Source organism: Roseibium hamelinense (assembly GCF_007830545.1).
In the GTDB taxonomy this organism is placed as follows: Bacteria; Pseudomonadota; Alphaproteobacteria; order Rhizobiales; family Stappiaceae; genus Roseibium; species Roseibium hamelinense.
In genome coordinates this window covers 1-20,725 of the sequence record NZ_VLLF01000016.1, presented here as the reverse complement: position 1 = coordinate 20,725, position 20,725 = coordinate 1, and the positions used below count along the sequence as shown (strand labels likewise).

Here is a 20,725-nt window from a genome sequence, read left to right as displayed (position 1 = left end):
ATAAGCTGCGGCGGCCGAGCACCGCTCGCCGTTGCGCTCATCGTGGAACTGCGTGACCTGATACAGCCCGCAGCCCTCGTTCTCACCTGTATTGAAGTCCTGCCTTTCGCGGACCTGCAGGCACTTGGCCGCCTCAACGAAAGCATGGGCCATCGGGCGCGGCTCTTGCGGTTCCGAGACGTGCAAAGGCCCGCTTGATCCGTGATAGGCATCTTCGCCGCGCTCATTGTTTTCAGCGCGCCGGAAATAGGGAAGCACACTGTCCCAATCCCAGCCGTGGCACCCCTCGGCGGCCCAGGTGTCGTAGTCTTGCCGGTCGCCGCGCACATAAAGCATGGCGTTGAGGGCGCTGGACCCGCCAAGGGCCTTGCCGCGTGGCTGGAAGCCCCGGCGTCCATTCAAGCCTTTTTGGGGAACGGTCTCGAACGCCCAATTGTTGATCTTCACCGGCCTGCCAGGACCCATGACGATGATGCCCGTGGGCAATCGGACGAGAATGCTTTTGCCTGCGCCGCCCGCCTCCAAAAGGCAGACTTTTACCTGCGGATCCTCGCTCAACCGGCTTGCCAGAACGGAGCCTGCGGATCCTCCACCCACAATCACATAGTCAAACTGCATGAACTTTGTCCCCAAAGGTTTAATTTCAAACAATGCGCGGCAACGGGCCAAAGGCCATCGGTTTGCGCCGACCGGGCCGACCTCGAAAATTCATTAGCCCCACTTGTATGGTCCGGTTTGTATGTAAGTGCATGACCGGCTGTTGGTCCGTCGGTCCGATGGTTTCCGGAGCCGGTGGGCGGTAGCCCAGAGCACTATGGGGCCGTGTGGCATTGTAGTGTTTCCTCTAGTCTTCGATGAGGATTAGCGCCTCGTTCAGGCTGTAGAAAATTTCACCGTTCAAGAACTCATCGCGGAACCTCGAATGCAAAAAATTGCAGTATCCGTTCTCCCATGCACTGCCCTCGGCGATTGCTTGGAATCGCTGAAACGGCGACCCGGGTTCGATGTAAGTCGTTTTCGCGCCGAATGCTTCGGTCCAATCCTGCACGGCATGAGCAAAATAAGAAACATGCATTATACTTGCATCGCATTTGTTAATTTTAGTTATTTACTGTCAATTTGACGAAAATAGAAAGTTGCTGTTGAGGCAACGAGCAATATAACCACCGAATAAAGCGCAGGAACTGCCATGTAACTCTGTTGTTGTTCTCCGCTAAATGTAAATGCTATAATTCCGAAAGCTAGAGGCCCATTCTGCAAGCCAGTTTCCAAGCCAACCGTGCGAGCATCTCGAGAATTTAATTTCAGAACTAGAGCAATTAAATAGCCGATTATTATACCCGCTAAGCCCAAGACAACTGCTGCGAAATAGGTGGCAATCGACATGGATTGAAGAAAATTCCAATTTCGCGGCACCCAAGCAACAATCAGAAATACAATAAATAGAATTCCAAGCATTGATCCGACGGTTTCGGTCGTCCTAGCTGCAGTTTCATTTACTAGCCGAATGGCCGTACCAATAGCTACTGGAACCAAGAGCAAAACGAGCGTGATAACGATGTTTTCACGTGGGATCGTAAGATCAAGAGATGCTGCATAAAGCGATATAATGATTGGTATTAGTATGACGCCAGAAACGGTTGAACTTACTGTCATGAGGATGGAAAGGGCAAGATTTCCCTTCGCGAAATAGGTGAACATATTGGAGGTCGTCCCTCCCGGCATGCACGCCATGATCAATACGCCTATGGCGATCGCCTCAGTGAGTGGAAGGAGTGTTATCAGTATATAACCGAGAAGCGGCATGACACCAAACTGACAAGCTAGCCCGATACCAAGCGCTTTGGGTTTCTTCAAAGCACGCACATAGTCAGTCGGGGAGAGTGAAGCCCCCATACCAAGCATAATGATAAAAACTATAATCGCTGATAGTATTTGCTCGAATTGCCCAATCAAAGCCCAGCCCCCAGTCCATTATTACGGCTAACGATAACACGGCAAAATAATTCGAATTGTTCACTAGTGCTCAGACACTCAAAACAGCGCCCTCTATCTTAAAGAAGTTAACCCTTTTAAGGGCGTAAAAGCGGCCCAGGGTTTGTTCTGGGAGGAGCAATATGGGTGTATCGTATCCGATACCCTACGAGATGCTAAAGAAGTGGGCGAGCGAAACACCTGACAAAGTGTATCTGCGTCAGCCGGTGAACCGTGTCGTTCAAGAAAAGACTTGGTCTCAGGTTCATGACGAAGTTCTACGGTTGGCATCTGCTTTTTTGGCTATGGGCCTTCAAAAGGGCGATGTGGTTGCCATTCTTGGCAAGAACACGGCTGAGTGGTTCATTACCGACTTCGCGCTTGGCGCTGCTGGGCTCGTCCCTGCGCCGATTTACTTTACAGCCGGTGAAGAGACGATCCGCTACGTCTTAGAACACAGCGAAGCCAAGGCAATTGTGCTTGGCAAGCTGGATGACACAGCGCCAGCAAAAGCGGCAATTCCCGATGGTATGATCACGATTTCACAGCCCTATGATACTCTGCCCTGCGACCATCAGATGACGGAGTTGATCTCCCGTCACGAGCCGCTGGCGAAGGTTAATGAGCCGGGCATGGATGACACTTTCTCTCTGCTCTACACATCTGGAACCACCGGCCATCCGAAGGGCATTGTCGTCACCTTCCGCAACATTGGCTACAGCTCAACAAAAGCCGTGCAGGCGCTTGGTTATTCAAGCGACGACCGGCTGATTTCATATCTGCCACTGGCGCACATCACCGAACGGGCCATGGTCCAGCATGTCGGCCTCTTCCATGGGTGCACCGTCTCTTTCGTCGAATCCCTAGAAACCTTTCCCGACGACGTGCGCAACGCCAATCCGACGGTTTTCATTTCGGTTCCACGTCTTTGGATGAAGTTTCAAAGCGGCATTCTGGCGAAGCTGCCGCAGAAAAAGCTAGACCTTTACCTAAAAATTCCGATCCTGAATTCTATCGTTAAAAAGAAAATCAAAAAAACACTGGGATTAGAAAACGCTCGAATTTGCGGATCTGGAGCTGCTCCAATATCACCCGCCGTCTTAGAGTGGTTCTGCACACTGGGCATCGACATCACAGAAGGTTTCGGTATGAGCGAAACCTCTGGACTGGTGGCAGTTCAATACCCTTTCAAGCGCGCCAAAATCGGCACACTTGGAAAACCTTCAAACGGATCTGAAATTAAAATTTCGAGCGACGGGGAACTCATGATCAGCGGCGATTGCGTGGTCAAGGAGTATTATAAGGATCCGCAACAAACGTCCGAGACCTTTAAAGACGGTTGGCTCTGCACCGGTGACAAAGGGGAAATTGATAAAGACGGCTGCCTGCGCATTACCGGCCGCGTCAAAGAGCTATTTAAAACCGGGAAAGGCAAATATGTTGCACCGGTCCCCATCGAGAGCCTCGTTCTTGAAAACCCATATATCGAACAAATCTGCGTCATGGGATACGGGCTGCCACAGCCAGTCGCCGTGGTGGTGTTAGCAGATGATGTCACTGAAACAGTAGACAACAAAACACTTCGGGACAGCTTGGCCAATACGCTGAACAAGATAAACGGTCAGCTGGAGGCGCATGAAAAGCTCAGTCACCTGGTCGTGGCCGATGAGCCTTGGACAATTGAAAATGACCTTCTGACACCAACCATGAAGATCAGGCGAAACCTTCTCGAAAAGCGATACGAGGAACTAATCTCAAGGCCAACAAAGGGCGGCGTCGTGATGGAGCGAGAAGTTGCCTGAATGTGAGCCGGATCGGAACGCTGGGCGCACATGCCGGACCTTCCGGAAGTGTTCAAGGGGATTACTGGTCCCCGAGACGTGGAATAGTTTCGATTATAAACGGCCGATGATGGCCTGAAAGACTTCCAGAATACTGAACTAACTCCGGCGATTGGCTCTGGAGAACTATGCACCGCTAGCCCAGCGGCCGGTCAAAAATGGGGGGAGAAAAATGTACAGACTGAAAACCGCGATCGCAGTGTCGATCGCCTTGAGCGGGACGGCACATGCGGGTGGTTTCGAACGCATAGACCAGTCCATGGATGTCCTTTTCGAGCAGGGTCGGCATTTCCAGATTGGCGGGTACTTCGCGTTTCCTGAAGTTTCAGGCGTCGGGAGCAGCATCTCCCCCACACCAGGCCAAAATTCTGGCAATCTTGCCGAGAATTTTTGGAACATAAATGCCGCCTTTAAAGACGACATCAACGACCGGTTCTCCTACGCGATCATTTTCGATAACCCTTACGGCGCAAACATCGCCTACCCAACATCAACCTATTTTGCCTCAAACGCCAACGCGAGCATTACAACGCACGCTCTTTCGGGTGTTCTGCAATACAATTTGCCAGACACGATGAGTGTTTTCGGCGGTGGATTCAGCATCTATGGCGGACCGAAGGTTCAATATTCGGATGCCCATGCAAATATCCCGTTCTTGAACGGGTACAATGTCACGGTGGACCCCGCATTCGGGTTCGGATTTCTCGCCGGTATTGCCTATGAAAAGCCGGACATCGGCATGAGGATAGCCCTCACCTACGGATCGGCTATCAACACCGATTTTTCATCCTCGGAGAGTTTTGCCGGCGGTCCGGCAGTTGCCACGACCACGGCCTTTGACACCCCTGAGTCTCTCAATCTGGAATTCCAAACGGGATTGAGCCCGAAAACGCTGTTGTTCGGGTCTGTGCGCTGGGTGCCCTGGTCGGATTTCGACATTTCCCCGCCGCTCTACACATCGGTCACCGGAGGCCCCTTGGCGTTTTTTGCAGACGACCGGATCACCTACAGGCTTGGACTTGGACGCAAGATCACGGAGGATTTGTCGATTTTTGGCGAAGTCGGGTATGAGCACCATACCGGCAGCCCAACGACAAACTTTACCCCGGTCGACGGCTTCCTGAGCGGCAGCGTGGGCGCTACAAAAGAATTCGGGCGGGCCAAAGTCACCCTTGCTGCACGGTATGCGGATGTTGGGGATGCGGACAGCCAACTCGGAACGACTGTTCCGGCTGGCGAGTTCAAGGACAACTCGCTCTTTGCCGTTGGCATGCGGATCGGGTTTGACCTCAACTAGCACACATCATCGAGTGCGCCAGCGTTACGCGCATCCAGTGGCTTCAGTTCCTTTGGATGCGCGCACCAACACTGTTTCCATCACAAACACATGGGGAATCACGGCGGTCTGGTTTACATGGGGCCGGTGGCTTCACCGTGATAGTCTCAAGGAACTCATTCAATGACAAATGCTGTGATCGTCGGTTACGCTCGCTCTGCCTTCACCTTGGCTCGCAAAGGCGCGCTCGCCAGCGTTCGACCAGACGATCTTGCAACTCAAGTGATAAAAGGTCTCGTGGCTAAATCCGGTGTAAAGCCCTCAGACGTCGATGACTTGATCATGGGATGCGCGTTTCCTGAAGGTGAACAGGGCTTCAACATCGCTCGGATGGTCGGCTTGATGGCAGACCTGCCACGAAGCGTTGGCGGGATGACGGTAAACCGATATTGCGGCTCATCTATGAGCGCCGTTCATATCGCCGCGGGATCGATCTGTGCAGGTGCTGGCGATGCGTTCATCTGCGCAGGCGTGGAGAGCATGACCCGCGTGCCTATGATGGGCTTTAACCCAATGCCAAATGCCGCCTTCGCAGAACGCATGCCGAGCGCCTACATGAGCATGGGTGAAACAGCAGAAAACGTGGCCACCCGCTGGCAAATCCCACGCGGCGAACAGGAAGACTTTGCGGTCCAGAGCCAAGCCAAAACAGCGGCCGCCCAATCGGCCGGAAAATTCAAGGACGAAATCATCGATGTGAATGGAGTTTCTGAAGACGGGTGCCTGCGTACTGGAACAACTAATGAAGCCTTGGCCGAACTCAAACCGGCTTTCAGCCGCTCCGGATCGGTCACAGCTGGTACCTCCTCCCCTTTGACGGACGGTGCCTCCGCAACGCTTGTCTGCTCGGAGAACTATGCAAAAGCCAACGGGCTGCAAGTCATGGCCAGAATCAGAAGCATCGCCGTTGCCGGCTGCGGTCCGGAGATTATGGGTATCGGCCCCGTCGTAGCGAGCCAAAAGGCTTTGGCGCGCGCCGGGCTTGCAGCCAAGGACATGGACATAACTGAGCTGAATGAAGCCTTCGCAAGCCAGGCATTAGCGTGTATCCGTGATTTAGGCCTTGACCCGGAGAAGGTCAACATTGACGGCGGCGCCATCGCCCTCGGGCATCCGTTGGGAGCAACCGGAGCTCGGATAACAGGCAAAGCGGCTTCGTTATTGAGACGTCAGGGCGGACAATTTGCACTCGCAAGCCAGTGTATCGGCGGCGGCCAAGGTATTGCGACCGTCCTGGAGGCTGTATGATGTCTGATATCAATAAAGTTGCAGTCATCGGCGCGGGCGTAATGGGTGCTGGGATAGCAGCCCATGTCGCGAATGCTGGAGTGCCTGTCGTCCTGCTAGATACTGTTCCAGACGGATCGAAAGACCGGAATACTATCGCCAATAAAGCACTTGCCATGCTGCAGAGGGCGAAACCTGCTGCATTTATGAAGAAATCGAGTGTGCGGAAAATCATACCAGGCAACATTGACGATGATCTCGCAATGCTGAATGACTGTGATTGGATTATCGAGGCTGTGACTGAACGCCTCGATACCAAGCATACCATCTACGAAAAGATCAACGCGCATCGGAAACCGGGTTCGATCGTTTCCTCCAATACCTCGACGATCCCGCTAGAGATGCTGACGTCCGGTATGGGCGACACGTTTGCATCCGACTTTATGGTGACGCATTTCTTCAATCCACCGCGCTACATGCCTCTGCTTGAGGTGGTGACAAGCGACAAGACGCGGCAGGATGCGACTGAGACCGTAACGAGCTTCTGCGACCTTCGCCTTGGCAAGGGTGTTGTCAAATGCAATGACCGCCCGGGGTTCATCGCGAACCGGCTTGGCGTGTTCTGGGGTCTCACAGCGACCAATGCGGCGATCGAGCTCAACCTGGCGGTTGAGGAAGCCGATGCGCTCATGAGCAAGCCGCTCGGCATTCCCAAGACCGGCATCTTTGGCATGACGGATCTGGTAGGACTTGATCTGATGCCCTTGGTCGCCAAGAGCCTTGCCGGGACCCTGCCTAAGGACGATCCATTTCATGCGGTATCCACCCCACAGCCTCTGCTGGAGCGGATGATTGCCGCCGGCAATACCGGTCGAAAGGCCAAGGCTGGATTTTACCGAATCAGCCGTGCCGCAGGAAAGGTGAAAGAGGCCGTCGACCTGCAGACCGGTGAGTACCGGCCCCAGATCACGCCGGATATCCCTGTTCTGAAGGCGGCGTTCTCGAACCCGCTTTTGCTCATCGATGATAACAGCAAGTACGGTATTTTTTTTCGTCGCGTTGTCCTCGACACCTTAACCTACGCAGCCAACCTGGTTGGTGACGCTGCCGACAGTATTGAAGCAATCGATGAAGCAATGCGGCTTGGATACAACTGGACCTTTGGTCCGTTCCAGCTGATCGACCGCATTGGGGTTGATGCTTTCATTGAGCGCCTTGAGGAAGAACGACGGGATGTTCCCGGTATCCTCAGGGCGGCACAAGGGCGCTCGATCTATGCTGTCCATGACGGAAAGCAAAAGGTCCTCGACGCTGACGGGACCTTCAAGGACCTTGCGCGCGCGGAAGGCGTGGTGTTGCTCGAAGATGTCAAGCTGGCAAGCAAGCCGGTCTTGAAAAACGATGTCGCATCGCTTTGGGACCTTGGCGACGGTGTCGCGTGTTTCGAGATCACGACGTATATGAATGCGCTGGACCAGGAAGTTCTCCAGCAGCTCGAGTTGAGCCTCCAAGAGGTTGAGAGGGCGTTCAAGGCGCTTGTGATCTACACGGATGGACCAAATTTTTCGGTTGGGGCCAATCTTGCCAAGGTGAATGCAGCGCTAGAAGGCGGTCAAACGATCGACGATATGGTTTCCTACGGGCAGCAGATCATGATCAAGATGCGCGACAGCCGTTTCCCTGTAGTTGCAGCGCCAGCCGGGATGACACTAGGCGGCGGATGCGAACTGGCGCTGCACGCAAACGCAATTCAGGCACATGCCGAGTGCTATATGGGCCTCGTCGAAGTTGGGGTCGGTCTGATACCGGGCTGGGGCGGCTGCAAGGAGGTGCTGGCCCGTCTGTCGTCGTCCAAGTCGATGCCTCGGGGACCGATGCCGGCAACGATGAAAGCGTTTGAAATGATCTCGACCGCGAAGGTATCAAGTTCGGCTGAAGAAGCGAAAGAGATGTGCTATCTGCGTCCGAGCGACGGTATCACGATGAACCGTGCCCGTCTGCTATCCGATGCGAAGGCAAAGGCACTGGCTCTGGTGGGCACGTATACACCCGCCGACCCACCTGTGTTCCATTTGGCAGGTTCGTCCGGGCGATCATTGATGGTCTCGCATGCGCAGTCAATGGCAAGAATGGGCGTTGCGACCGAATATGATGTGACGATTTGTGAAAAACTCGCGCGTGTCTTGACCGGAGGAGATACAGATCCGATCGACATGCTCGACGAACAGCGTGTGCTCGACCTCGAGAAAGGCGCCTTCTTGGCGTTGCTAGCCGAACCCAACAGCAGAGCGCGCATTGCTTACATGATGGAAACCGGCAAACCTCTCAGAAACTGAACGCATTTGGTCTTGATAGCAAGCTCAGGCGCCGGTGTAGCGCCACCTGCGCGGATGCTCGCAAATTGGCGCGCTCAATCCTTTCGGGACGGATTCGATGCGGTATGATGACGCGATTGTTGGGGTCGGATCGGCGAGCTCTGTCCTGGCCAATCGCTTGAGCTAGCAACCTAGAGTCACAGTCTGTCTTCTGGAGGCCGGTGGAGGCCGAACCAGTATAGTGGTCAGAATACCGTTGAACGTGAGAATCATGGGCGTAACGAAATGGCTCAAGAATAACAACAGGGCCTTTGAAATCTTGCCGCAACCGGGTCTCAATGACCGCTGTGGGTACCCGCCGCGCGGAAAGACCCTCGGCGGGTCAACCGCCACGGAGACGCTTAGAGCCTCGCGGCCGCAGTGTCGGTAACATTGCCCTCAGTGAGCTAATCCAGCTTGAATCTTGTTCTGGGCGTATTGGAGAGGACCAGAACAGGAAGCCCTGCCGGTCCAGCGAGGCGCAGATCATCGCGACCATGAAAGACGTGAAAGCAGGAAGCGCATTGCATGGCGGATTGGTTGGACTTTGCGACGAACACTGTGGATCAGGTGACGTGAAATCCGCCCCCTTATTCAACTTATGTTTTTTCTGCGGCCATCCTGCGCGCCAGAACGATCAGCACTCCAACTACGACAATCTCGACGACAATCATCTGCGGAGGCAGACCAGCCCCATGAGCCAACCATGCAACGACACGTCCAGTTGCGGCGAAGGCCAGCAGCATGATTGCTGGATAGAGCCAGACCGTGCGCCGTGTCACAAGCGCAATCATGATCGAGCCGCCCAAGGTTAGGAAGAACGCCGACAAATCTCCGATCTGCGTGCTCAGCGCATCGCCGGCGAGAAGCGGCATAAGCATCTGAGCTGACACGAAACCTGGTGCCACAAGCCAGGCAAGGCCAACCACGATGAAAACAATCGCCGGTACACCTGCTGCAATTCGGAAAGCCATTCCCATCCCATTTCTCCTTTTTTGGAATTGCTGCTTCAAACACGGAAGATCCGCAGAAGACCGACCAGCACAGCAAAGGTCGCAACTTGGGTATCTTCGCCTCCGCCGCCCTACAGTCTTTCGGACAATTGTGTCTGTAGATCCGACCTCAAGCCCATGCAGTCTTGCGATGATCGCTTTCTTGCGCGCCGCGATTTGCTCGGGCGAAAACTGCGACCTTTCCGTTGCCGCAATCTTGAACTGGCTCTCGACCAATTTTCGGTTGAATTTGGTATTGTATGGGCGTGGCTCTACCACCGAGCCATGAATGCCCTTGCCCAATTCCTGCATCTCCGCGCGCAGGCCAGCCGCTGCGTCCGAAATCGCGAACTTGGGCATCGAATGAGGCATCACAAAGGGCTCAGGTATGTGGCCTGTGATGGAGCTGACGAAGACCACTGTCCCGCCGCCACGCGCAATCATGCCGCGGATGGCGATTTGAGTCAGCTCAAGACTTGAAAAAAGGTCGACCTCAAACAACCGGCGGACCCGGTCGATCTTAACGTCCGCCAGCGAGCCCGAAAGGTTCTGCGCGACATTGTTGATCAGGACATCTAGGTTGAGATCTGCGATCTTCGCGCGATCTTCGACCCCTGTAATGTCCAGCTTAAAAACGTGCGCGCCACCGCCCAGTTCAGCGCGCAAGACTTCAACTTCAGCCTCCGAATGGGTTGTCGCGTGTACCGTATAACCAAGGGCAAGAAGTGTTTTTGCAGTATCCTTGCCGATGCCGATGCCGGTATCGGCTCCGGTAATCAGGATCGTCTTCGCCATTGCAGATGGTTTCCATGGTAGATGCAGCCTGAATCTGGCCGAATAGTAATCACGTCACCGCGGATCTGCTGACAGAAATGATAGGCAGTCTGTTTGCTCAAGCAGTTGGATCAGAGCCGGTTCGTCCGCGACCATCTGGAACTTCCGGCGCAGTTCATCCAGGGTGTTGGCTTGGTATTTGAATGTTTTCTGCTGGAAGATCTGCCCGTTCATGGTTAGCCGGGTCTCACCCTGGCCAGAATGAAAGGCCGTATGATTGGCCTGCATCCATGGCAGAAAGCGTGAAGCCATTTCCTGTTTGAGGATCGGCGTGAGCGTGGGGGCCAATGCATCAAGAGCCTCGAATGGCCCCTGATCGGATGGCGTGAGCATACGCTGAATGTAGAGGACAAGGTGCGGCGCGTTATTTTCGATATAGGATTTCGCGGTCGGATCGGTCCAGGCCTCGTATAGATTGCACCACAGCCCGAAATCTCCGAAGCAAGGTCGCCCTCCCAGCAGATAGGGTCTCTCCCGGAAGTGCATTTCGAGTATTGCAACGAGGTTTTCGAAGGATTGCTTGAGCTGCGGGATGTTGGTGTCGTTTCCTCCCGAGTAGACAAGGCGCGGCACCTGGCGCTTGACCATAAGATGTGCGACGGCCGGCTTCACGATCGATCGATACCATTTGCCTTCCAGCCGGTCATGCGCCAGCCGGGCGCCCGTTGCCTTTGCGTCCGCAGCGTAGAACCAACGCTGGAAGAACATCAACTTGTTGCACCATTCATCGCCGAATTCCTCGAATAGGCAGGACAAAAACCACAGTGTCTTGTCTTCGGGATGGATCGATGTACCGCCGGTCTCCCGTTCAATCCGCTCAATGATCAGTGTCGAGTCTTGCATCGTCTCTCCGGACGGGAAGAAGACCAACGGTATTAGTTGAATTTTGGCGTATTTCTGGAACAATTTTTCATTCGCAAGGCTCCGGGTGATCCATTCAAACGGTATGTCCTTGAACTTGAAATATGACTGCACCTTCATCGTGTACGGAGAAGCCTCAAGCCCAAGTAGCCGAAACTGAGAGGTCCCTTCCAACATAACGTTCTCCAGTCTTTCTTTAGTAAAGTGCCTGTCAACGCAAGACTATCCTGCCTGCGTTTTTGCTGAAATTTTCTTCGGCTTTTTTATCACCGGCAGTTGGTATTGCGATTTTCTCGCCGGACGGCACGTCGACCCCACGCTGACAAGCCGGACGGGCTTTCATGGCATCTTTCCAGCGTCCGAGGTGTTCGAGCCCATCGACCTCTATGCCGGACCATCGGTGGGTCCGAACCCAACACCAGTTTGCGATGTCTGCGATGGAAAAGTCGCCAGCAAGCCACTCGTTCTCGGCCAAATGGCCGTCAAGAACTTCAAAAAGGCGGCGGCCCTCATTTTGATATCGGCTAACGGCAGTTGGAATTTTTTCCGGTAGATAGCGGAAAAAGACATTTGCCTGTCCCATCATCGGACCAACGCCGCCCATTTGAAACATCAGCCATTGAATGACTTTGGAGCGCCCTTTCGCATCACTTGGGAGTAGGCGACCGGTTTTTTCAGCCAGGTAGATCATGATCGCGCCGGACTCGAATACTGCGAAGTTGTCAGCACTGCGGTCGACAATTGCCGGAATTCGGCCATTGGGGTTGATCGCGAGAAAACCCGGTTTTTTTTGATCGCCTTCCAAAATGTTCACGACATGAGCTTCATAGGGCAGCGACAACTCTTCAAGAGTGACGGAAGCCTTCCAACCGTTCGGCGTTGGCGCCGTGTAAAGTTCGATCATGGGCCGCTCCTGATATCTTTAGCTGGCAATCTTCGCCAAGCGCTCGTTAATGATGGTCTTGGCATCCCTGATAATGCGATCCACTAGCTCTTGGCAGGTCGGCACATCGTCAACAAAGGCTCCGGACATACCGGCTGTGACCATGCCGGCTTCGATATCGCCGGTACTCCAAGCCTTTTCCTGATTTGCTCCAGAGACGTAGGAATGTACATCCTTGAACTCGCCCCCAGCAGCTTCAATCTCAGCAACTTTTTGGGCTACAGTATTGCGATAGACCCGCGCCGTATTGCGGAACTTTCGGAAAATTAGCTGGGTTTGGTTCTCGTCCATCTCAACGATTTTTTCTTTGATGCCCTCATGAACTGGGGCTTCTTTGGTCGCTAGAAATCGGGTGCCCATATTTATGCCGTCACAGCCCAAAGCGAGAGCCGCGGCTAGTCCGCGCCCATCGGCGATGCCTCCTGAGGCGACCACTGGAATGCTAAGTGCTTGAGCAGCTGCAGGAAACAACACGAGCCCACCGACATCCTGTTCGCCCGGATGCCCGGCGCATTCGAATCCGTCGATGCTAACGACATCGACGCCTACCCGTTCCGCAGAGAGAGAATGGCGAACAGTCACCGCCTTATGAATGACCTTAATGCCTGCTGCCTTAAAGAATGGCATGAACGGCTCAGGACTGCGCCCGGCTGTCTCGACGATCTTAACACCGCTCTCCACAATAACCTTGGCATAGTCTTGATAGTTCACTTCGCTCGCCACCACACCAACGGTTATGTTGACGCCGAAAGGTTTGTCGGTAAGCGACTGGCATTTTTCTATCTCGGCTTTTAGACACTCAGGAGTTGGCTGAGTGAGGGCAGTCATAATACCAAGCGCCCCAGCATTCGAGACGGCGGCGGCCAATTCGGCCGTACCGACGCGCATCATACCGCCACAAATGACCGGCACTTCGATGCCCAGCAGTTCTGTCAATCTGGTTTTCATCACAACATCCTTCACCGGCGGCCGATCTTGTTCAGCCGCACTGGAATTGGTTTTTAAATCACGGAAATGGGGCCAATCACGAGGTCAGCGAGTTTCTGGCGGTGATAGACACCGTCTCCCATGAGGGCCTGATTATGCATGTTGCGTTTAAAGTAGATATGCAGCGCATGCTCCCAGGTAAAGCCGATGCCGCCATGCAGCTGAATTGATCGGTCCGAGATGAAAGCGGCCGCGTCCGATGCAGAGCTTTTGGCCATGTGAGCCGCAGTCACAGCATTTTCTGAGCCCGCATCCAGCTCCGCACAGGCGTGATATACTAGCGAACGCGCTTCATCGATTTTCATCATTGCGTTCACTAGCGGGTGCTTGACTGCTTGAAAAAAGCCGATCGGACGATCGAACTGAACCCGCTCTTTTGCGTATTCGACCGTTGTCTGGAGTAGCCACTCGGCCGCCCCGCATAGGTCTGCTGCAATCAACACCATCAGGCGCGGCCAAGTGGCCTGAAAGACCGAAGCGGCATCGCGGCTTATGATAGCCTCAGGTTCAATTCGAACTTCGTCGAAATGAACACTGGCCTGATCCCGTGTCAGGTCATGGATATGATCCTGCTTTAAGTGAACACCCTTCGCATCGGTCCGCACACCGCATAGCAACAATTTGTTACCGAGCTTCGCGCTTACCAAAAGTACATCCACTTTAAAGGCGTCCTGAACAAAATAAGCGCTCCCGCTGAGGATCAGACCGTCTCCATCCGCGACCGCTGTCAAGGGGGCGTCACCCGGTTCCCAACTTCCACGGGCGTTAGTAATCGCCAATCCTGTGGGAGTGCCCTCACTGGCGATCTGGGTCATGATACGGTTTGCAGCCTCAGTTCCTGCAGCGCGAAGCATCATGCTGGCTGATAAGGTCGGAATAAGGGGAGAGGGCAGTGCATAACGGCCTACCTCTTCAACAATTCCTGCGATGCCGACCAGGGAAATGTCCGCTCCGCCTTGTTCCTGATCAATGGCCAGACCGGTCCAACCAAGTTCGACGATCTCCGACCAAAGGGCTTTGTCCCAAGGCGCCGTCGCGCCTCCATCATACACTGTTTCCGGCCGTTCTGCGACCAAGCGTCGGAGCTTGTCCGTCGGCAATCTCGCATCCAAAAATCTGTGTGCGACGTCCCGCAGCATGACTTCGTCTTCGCCGAAACCGAAATCCTGAGGCGCTTTTGAAATACTGGACACTTTCGCTCTCCTACTTGGATTTTGGCAGGCCGAGAACACGCTCGCCCAGAATGTTACGTTGGATTTCGTTTGTCCCCGCGGCGATAGTGTTTCCGTAGGAATTCAGGTAAGCAAGCGGCCAGTGGCCTTCGCTGGGCGCGCGACTATCACGCTTGTACAGCGTGGAGTGCGCACCAGCGATTTGAACGCCAAGGCGTGCGTTTTCCTGGTCAAACTCCGTCACGGCGAGCTTCTGCTGAAGGGGTAGGCGCATGGGGTGATCGCAAAGAGACGAAACACGGGCCCGCCGCGCACTTTGGCGCAACCCTTCTGCTGCGATCGAGCGTTGAACAATCGCATCCCTTGTGACCGGGTTATCAGCTGCAAGTGTATCACCGCTCCAGCTGTTGCGGGCCAACTCTACAAGTTTTGCAGTTGCCCCGAGGATGTCGCCTGCGCCGCCCCCGCTTCCGGCGCCCTCAGAGGCGCCACGCTCTGCGGTGAGCGTTGTCATCGCAACGGTCCAGCCTTTTCCGACCTCATCTAGACGATATGCATCTGGAATTCTCGCGTCTTCGAACAGGACCTCATTAAACCCGGTCTCGCCCGTAATCTTGACCAAAGGCCGAACCGTCACGCCCGATTGGCCTTCGATGGGGCACAAGAAGTAAGTCAGCCCTTCGTACTTATGCTCTGAACTTGTGCGGGTAAGGAGAATCATCCATTTCGCAAAGTGGCCGAGGCTGGTCCAAACCTTATGGCCGTTGAGGATCCAGTCGTCTCCATCCTTTTTGGCCATGGTTCGCTGGTTTGCTAGATCTGAGCCCGCCCCCGGCTCTGAGAAGCCTTGACACCAAATTTCTTCGCCGGACAGACAGCCGGGAATGAACTTGCGCTTCTGCTCTTCAGTTCCGTGCCTGAGGATTGTCGGCACGGCCATGCTGAGCCCAACAATATTTATAAGATAGGGAACTTTCGCACGCTTCATTTCCTGATTGGCAATTGACTGCAGACCCTTGTGGCCGTACCCGCCATATTCAACTGGGATATCTGTCCCAACCAATCCCGCCTTGTAGCATTTTCGCTGCCACTCTTGCAGGTAATCACGCTGGCCAAAGGTCATCACTTCGATTGGGGTGATCGGTAGCCGTTCCGGTGAAGGCGGCGGGACGTTTTCTTCCAGCCAACGACGTACTTTCGACCGAAACTCATTAGGGTCTGGTTCTTGAATTGGTGCGTTCATTGTTATGTCCTCCCTGTTGCTCGCTGCACGCAAACGGTTCACTGGTTTTTTATTGGGTAGTGGCTTTGCCAGTCTTCCTGTGGACAGCGATTTTGGTGGCGGGGTTCACGTCATCTCGGGGATCGGTAAGATGCCCGGCAGGAAAAGAAACTGAGACGGCGGGATTTATCGTGTCGAGGCAAAGGCTGTGAAAGTTGTCTCCGTCAGACAGATCTGCCAGTGAGAAGGGTGTTATTTGCACTTTGGTCAGGTCGTGTCGCTCGATTTTTACCTTGTAGAGCTCGCGGATTTCATCATTGACATGCGCGCCACCTCGCTTCGTTATACCGCCGTTCCAGCCCACACGCACAATCTGGCTAGTTCCAATCGGGCAGCCTGTTCCGCCCCCCCATGGCAAGCGCGTCCCTGACGCTCCCAGATTCCATTCTTCTGGCCGAACGCGTTCTGCGAATACAATGCTTGGCCCGTCTTCGAGGGCCGTTACGGCAACCTCTGCGCCCTTGAAGTTCAGACTTTCATCGTTCGAAAGAATGTTGCCGACGATTTCAAGATTGACGGGCTGGTTTTGTCCGCTTCCGAACTCACCTACCAGCAATACTGTGCGCAATTCGCCAGGGTCATCGGCCGGTGCCATCGTGAGGCAAGTTATCGTGCCTAAAACGCCAGAGCTTGTTGTGATCCGAAAGTCGCCCGGCTCAACAGATCCTGGGTTCAATTCATGGCTGAAGACGACCGGCATGCCATCCTTGCCTCCGGAGCCCTTGCAAAGCACTAATCCCGACAAATACGGCAACTCATTATCAAGGCCGAAAAACGCTGAAACGAGGGTTGCTTTTCGGCCATAATAATCCGTCGTTTCAGAAACATCCGTGTTTGTTTTATCGATCTGCTCATATCTATCCAGAACGCGATCGTAACCAATTATCCAAACGAGATTTCGAATCACGGCATTTTGCATTGCTAGATAGAGAGCACCACCTAAGGCGGGCACGGCAACGATGAGAAAACTGCGTTTGAAGCGTGCCACTTAGCTACGCTCCGCGATCGTCTTTGCGACCAGCCAAAGCCTATCTTGGCCCCACACTCCCAGGATCTCTTTGCCGTCAGGATCGAGAAGGCGGTAGCTTGGAACGCCCCAACTACCAAACCCATACATGGCCACACGATTTTGTTCTGCCTCTTCCTGCCATGTATCATCATGCAGATGTTCCTTGGCCTGCTCCCATTCAAGCCCAGCTATCGCGACCACCTTTTGTAGGCCCGACATCGAGTTGGTGTTTACGCCTTCACTGAAAGCAGCTTTTAGAAAGGCCCCAAAAAAGTCGTATCCCTTACCATGCTTGGAGGCCCATTTGTAGATGCTGTAGCCATGAATGATCGGCTTGCCGATCGGGTCGTAGAATTTGTCTTGCCGTGCGCCAAATTCCCGTGCTTCGCGTGCGCAATCAAACCAGAAATAAAGTCCCTTCATCACCGTTGCCGGCACACCGCGCATGACCATGGGCAACACCGGCCGTAAAACCAGATTGACGCCAGATGCTTTTGCCAGATTAAGGGTCGGCTCCCACGAAACCGCAGTATACGGGCTCCGCAGCGATACGAAATATTCCAGTGTCAGGTCTTGCGCACCGGGGCCGAACTTGGAGCAGATGTCGGGGCGGGGGGCGATGAGAGGCAGGTTTGGACTTCGAGCTGCACCGAGCGATTTGAGCCTTTCCTCAAGATGATAGAGGCGGCTGATCCCCCAATACCACTCCCCCTCATACCAAAAATTAGCTCCAGCATAGTGTTTCAGCTTCTTTCGACGCTCCGCACCTGCTTTGAGCTTGGTTCGTACCTCGTCCTCTGAGGCAACGCCATGCTTGTCCGCGATCGCCATCAAACCAGCATCGTCCCCGCGCCACAAACACTCGCTGACTTCAACGCCAACGCTTGAAAAGTCGTTCTGTCCAAGATTACACAGAACGCGCGTTGCCAACTCACGCAAGCTTTCCGGCGGGTGTGCGGAGGCATCCGGAAATGTCACCCCGTAGCCCGGCGCAATCAAAGCCGCCTCCCATCGGGACATGTCCTGTAGCAAATCAGGTTCGGGATAATTGTCGTCCCTGAGCGGCGGAACGATGTGGACCTCAATATCGACGTCGTACTGCGCCTTGATGCGGTCCAAGACTTGGATCGTCAAATGCGAGTATCCATCGTCAACCTGATGGAAGTACTCCAAATTATGGCGCCGGCCGTCTTTACGTCGGTTTGCTTCGCGCTTCTTTCTGAGCTTTGCCGTTCTCTGCTCACTTGCCGCTCGAGTGAGAAGCCACGATATGGCCCAGCGTTTCAGTGTCGAGGGTGTGCTACTGGAAGCTCCAGCTTGTTCTGTTGTGTTCTTCATGCTCAACACGCTTTCATTAAATTGTTCGCGCGTAGATAAGACCTGAGCAGTGAGTGCCGGGATACATCTGGACGTGAAACTCATTTTTTTGCGATGGGACCACAGTTTTCACGTTAAACCCGGAAAGATACTCTTAGCCTTGCCTCCCTCTAAATCGTGTCACCAAATGAACACATGTCTTTTTGGCCAGACTGTATACAAGGTGACATTCCTTTCTGCTTTTTCACTAAAAGACTATTTTTTTGGATCGATGCCGACTTGGAGTTCATCGGCGCGGGAGCGTAGCTGACAAAAAGTGAGGAGGTGCAAATCCTTAAAGTGCATTGGTCGCTAAAAGGTCCGGTTGTTCCAAATGGCGACGCGGCGTGTCGGGGAAACTGTCTAACGCATGTTTCAACCATATAGTTGTATGAAAATCCTTTACTTTTCCGTTTTTGCAAAGGAGCGCTGTCGTGTCCGTTTCTGCCTGTACAAGAACCGATAACCCAGTCATAATTTTATGATGACATCGAGTTTCAACAGTTACGCCACCGGGGTTTTTGATGTTCTGAACGCTGATGTCCGCGAAGCGTTACTTGCGACTGGAAGGCGTCTTAGTTTTTCAGACGGACAATTGGTTCAAAGCCGGGGTCACAATACGCTTGACCTTGCCATCATTCTCAGCGGCGGCTTACGGATGATGACGTTTGGCGATGACGGATCGGCCTTACTGACGGCAATTCTTGGTCCGGGGCAGCAGATCAACGAAGTAACGCTATTTGCAAAAGCAGCGCGCACGCATGATGCAGTCGCCGTTGGCGACACAGAATTGCTGACGCTTTCACAAAGTGAATACCTGCGGTTTTCAAAGAAGTATCCGGAGATTGTTCAAGCTCTTTTGGTCAGCAATGTTCACCGGGTTCATCAACTTGTAGAAGTGCTTAATGATTTGAGAGCGCTGCCCAAATCACTGGTGCTTGCTCGTCTATTGCTAAAAAATGCCCGACATCAGCAAAGCTCATATAACTCGAACACCAAAAACTGCGTCGAATTAGGCCTCACCCAAGATGACATCGCCATGTTCCTTGGCGTATCGCGCGCTTATCTTAACAAGGTCCTTGGTGGCTTGAGCGACTTGGGGCTCATCAAGGTTTCCTACCGCAAGGTCGCTGTTCTGGATTTGGCGGCGTTAGAAGCCTGGATCCAGAAACATCTGACCTATGACCCGGTGGAATTGTTCGAGGAACTGGACGTGCCTGATGACACTTAGATTTATCCGGTATGTTCTTCGGGATTCATGCAAGTAGATCTCTCGGCCAAATCAAGTGAGGTATCTTTTGATACCCAACCGCAGGGGCACCTGGTCACAGCCGCCACAATTGCCAAAGTTCTGGTTTCCAACCGCTGTGCCTGAAAATGTTTGCAAGGCCGTCGATGTCGCTCTAGCGCTAAATCACTTGAACGACGCTGGCGCAGCTTACCCCTAACTCCATTATGGCCAATATACGTCCTAATCAAACACAAGATATGCTGTCTTCAGATCGCAGTGATTTCGAAACCTAAACATAAAGAATATCCTAACCCGCTCGGACAACGCCGCGTGTCCTTGAGCCCCACGGTCGCGAATATCCCCGTAGGAAAGTGGGAAATCCCGGAAGGACCCGCGAGTGACTTAGGGTTTCGGGTAGGCTGCGTCGAAGCATTAAACCTGACCCTGACAATGATCCTGACACCTCGACTGCCACCGCGGACTTCCATGCCCCACGGCCGCGAATGATCCCGCAGGCTTCAAACGTCATGTGAAAGGACCCAGACCCTAGACCCGCTCCAATGCTTGTTTCATCTCATCCAGAATAAACATCAGGCCGCCACCTGGTTGGGCGATTTCGGCGTCGGTGGCCTTGTCCATCCGCTCAGCGGTCAACCAATCGACGATGGCCTCTTTTTGCGGTTCCCGCTGGTTCATGATGTCTCCTTCCCAACGCTGTTGGGCCTTATCTCTAACGACGTCATAACGCGTGAGAACCTGCACTGCGCTTGAAGCTGGAGAGATGGATTTCTGATTTCCCCTTTGAGCCTTTTTCGAAAGCCAATCGGGAACTGACGTCTCACTGGGAAGTGTTTTGGCGGATGGAGATCGATCCACTCGGCACGGTTCGATGGGTTTTTTAGATGGGTTCTTTCGATTGGTTTGGGTCTCATTTTTGAGACCCCCAGAGTCGCAGGATTGAGACTTTGAAGGTCTCAAGTCTGAGACCGTCGCAGACGTTTTGGCGGGCCCTTCTCCGCACTTCATGCCAGCATCCCAGTCTTTGACAAACGCCCGAAATTTCGGCCAATTGGGCAGGTAGGCCGTGCGGTGAGATTTGCCTCCATGGCTTTTCTTCTCGATGAGGCCCAACTCATCGAGTTCATTTGTTGCCCGGATCACAGCAGCGCGGCTGATTTTCAAAAGCTTCATGAGCCGGCCGATGCTGGGATCACATTGGCCAGTCTTGCGATTGAAGTGATCTATTATGGCGGCGGCAACACGGCGTGTAGCCGCCGTCAGCTCGGGCATAAGGCACACGGCTTTGAGTGCGAAAAGGATGTCATT

General features: G+C 53.8%; 16 protein-coding genes and 2 pseudogenes. 5 read left to right on the top strand and 13 right to left on the bottom strand.

Going from position 1 to position 20,725, the window contains the following annotated elements:
• The 3 genes and pseudogenes from JM93_RS21380 to JM93_RS21370 form a co-directional block, all read right to left on the bottom strand.
• Nucleotides 1–618: GMC family oxidoreductase (locus JM93_RS21380; protein WP_208995395.1), on the bottom strand; the 618-nt coding region annotated here is incomplete at its 3' end.
• Between the two features lie 25 nt (nucleotides 619–643).
• A pseudogene (locus JM93_RS22240) lies at nucleotides 644–1,063 on the bottom strand (integrase core domain-containing protein); the annotation flags it as partial.
• A 41-nt stretch (nucleotides 1,064–1,104) separates the two neighbouring features.
• A complete protein-coding gene (locus JM93_RS21370; protein ID WP_145347695.1) occupies nucleotides 1,105–1,956 on the bottom strand; it encodes a bile acid:sodium symporter family protein in 852 nt (283 codons plus the stop codon).
• Nucleotides 1,957–2,117: 161 nt separating this feature from the next.
• Between JM93_RS21370 and JM93_RS21365 the strand changes: the two genes are divergently transcribed.
• From JM93_RS21365 to JM93_RS21350, 4 genes are all read left to right on the top strand, one after another.
• Nucleotides 2,118–3,776 carry an AMP-binding protein gene (locus JM93_RS21365; protein ID WP_145347693.1) on the top strand — a complete coding sequence of 553 codons (1,659 nt, stop codon included), beginning with the start codon at nucleotides 2,118–2,120 and terminating at the stop codon, nucleotides 3,774–3,776.
• 211 nt (nucleotides 3,777–3,987) lie between these two features.
• On the top strand, nucleotides 3,988–5,112 hold the full coding sequence (locus tag JM93_RS21360; protein WP_145347691.1) for an OmpP1/FadL family transporter: 1,125 nt from the start codon (nucleotides 3,988–3,990) through the stop codon (nucleotides 5,110–5,112).
• A gap of 162 nt (nucleotides 5,113–5,274) precedes the next feature.
• The gene (locus JM93_RS21355; RefSeq protein WP_145347689.1) at nucleotides 5,275–6,399 is read left to right on the top strand and encodes a thiolase family protein; all 1,125 of its coding nucleotides are present in this window, start codon (nucleotides 5,275–5,277) and stop codon (nucleotides 6,397–6,399) included.
• Nucleotides 6,399–8,714: a 3-hydroxyacyl-CoA dehydrogenase/enoyl-CoA hydratase family protein gene (locus JM93_RS21350; RefSeq protein WP_145347687.1), complete on the top strand. Its 2,316-nt coding sequence runs from the start codon at nucleotides 6,399–6,401 to the stop codon at nucleotides 8,712–8,714. The genes JM93_RS21355 and JM93_RS21350 overlap by 1 nt, the downstream gene beginning before the upstream one ends.
• A gap of 617 nt (nucleotides 8,715–9,331) precedes the next feature.
• On the opposite strand, the gene JM93_RS21340 is transcribed toward JM93_RS21350, so the two are convergent.
• The 8 genes from JM93_RS21340 to JM93_RS21305 are packed head-to-tail and all read right to left on the bottom strand — an operon-like array spanning nucleotide 9,332 to nucleotide 17,946.
• Nucleotides 9,332–10,519: an SDR family NAD(P)-dependent oxidoreductase gene (locus JM93_RS21340; RefSeq protein WP_145347685.1), complete on the bottom strand. Its 1,188-nt coding sequence runs from the start codon at nucleotides 10,517–10,519 to the stop codon at nucleotides 9,332–9,334.
• Between the two features lie 54 nt (nucleotides 10,520–10,573).
• Complete coding sequence (locus tag JM93_RS21335) at nucleotides 10,574–11,596, bottom strand: glutathione S-transferase N-terminal domain-containing protein (protein ID WP_145347683.1); 1,023 nt, start codon at nucleotides 11,594–11,596, stop codon at nucleotides 10,574–10,576.
• Between the two features lie 34 nt (nucleotides 11,597–11,630).
• Nucleotides 11,631–12,323, bottom strand: coding sequence for a glutathione S-transferase family protein (locus JM93_RS21330; RefSeq protein WP_145347681.1), 693 nt, complete (start codon nucleotides 12,321–12,323; stop codon nucleotides 11,631–11,633).
• Between the two features lie 18 nt (nucleotides 12,324–12,341).
• Complete coding sequence (locus JM93_RS21325) at nucleotides 12,342–13,310, bottom strand: NAD(P)H-dependent flavin oxidoreductase (protein ID WP_145347679.1); 969 nt, start codon at nucleotides 13,308–13,310, stop codon at nucleotides 12,342–12,344.
• Nucleotides 13,311–13,363: 53 nt separating this feature from the next.
• Nucleotides 13,364–14,542 (bottom strand): acyl-CoA dehydrogenase family protein, encoded by a 1,179-nt coding sequence (locus JM93_RS21320; RefSeq protein WP_208995394.1) that lies wholly within the window; start codon nucleotides 14,540–14,542, stop codon nucleotides 13,364–13,366.
• A 10-nt stretch (nucleotides 14,543–14,552) separates the two neighbouring features.
• Nucleotides 14,553–15,764, bottom strand: a complete 1,212-nt coding sequence (locus tag JM93_RS21315) for an acyl-CoA dehydrogenase family protein (protein WP_145347677.1) — start codon at nucleotides 15,762–15,764, stop codon at nucleotides 14,553–14,555.
• 49 nt (nucleotides 15,765–15,813) lie between these two features.
• Nucleotides 15,814–16,791 (bottom strand): hypothetical protein, encoded by a 978-nt coding sequence (locus JM93_RS21310; protein ID WP_145347675.1) that lies wholly within the window; start codon nucleotides 16,789–16,791, stop codon nucleotides 15,814–15,816.
• Entirely contained in the window at nucleotides 16,792–17,946 is a 1,155-nt protein-coding gene (locus tag JM93_RS21305) for a DsbA family protein (RefSeq protein WP_170230799.1), read from the bottom strand.
• Between the two features lie 703 nt (nucleotides 17,947–18,649).
• On the opposite strand from JM93_RS21305, the gene JM93_RS21300 reads away from it, so the two are divergent.
• Nucleotides 18,650–19,399, top strand: coding sequence for a Crp/Fnr family transcriptional regulator (locus JM93_RS21300; RefSeq protein ID WP_145347671.1), 750 nt, complete (start codon nucleotides 18,650–18,652; stop codon nucleotides 19,397–19,399).
• Nucleotides 19,400–19,945: 546 nt separating this feature from the next.
• On the opposite strand, the gene JM93_RS21850 is transcribed toward JM93_RS21300, so the two are convergent.
• Nucleotides 19,946–20,095, bottom strand: a complete 150-nt coding sequence (locus tag JM93_RS21850) for a hypothetical protein (protein WP_170230793.1) — start codon at nucleotides 20,093–20,095, stop codon at nucleotides 19,946–19,948.
• A 483-nt stretch (nucleotides 20,096–20,578) separates the two neighbouring features.
• Nucleotides 20,579–20,689 (bottom strand): annotated as a pseudogene (locus tag JM93_RS22440) (hypothetical protein); the annotation flags it as partial.
• Nucleotides 20,690–20,725 lie beyond the last annotated feature (36 nt).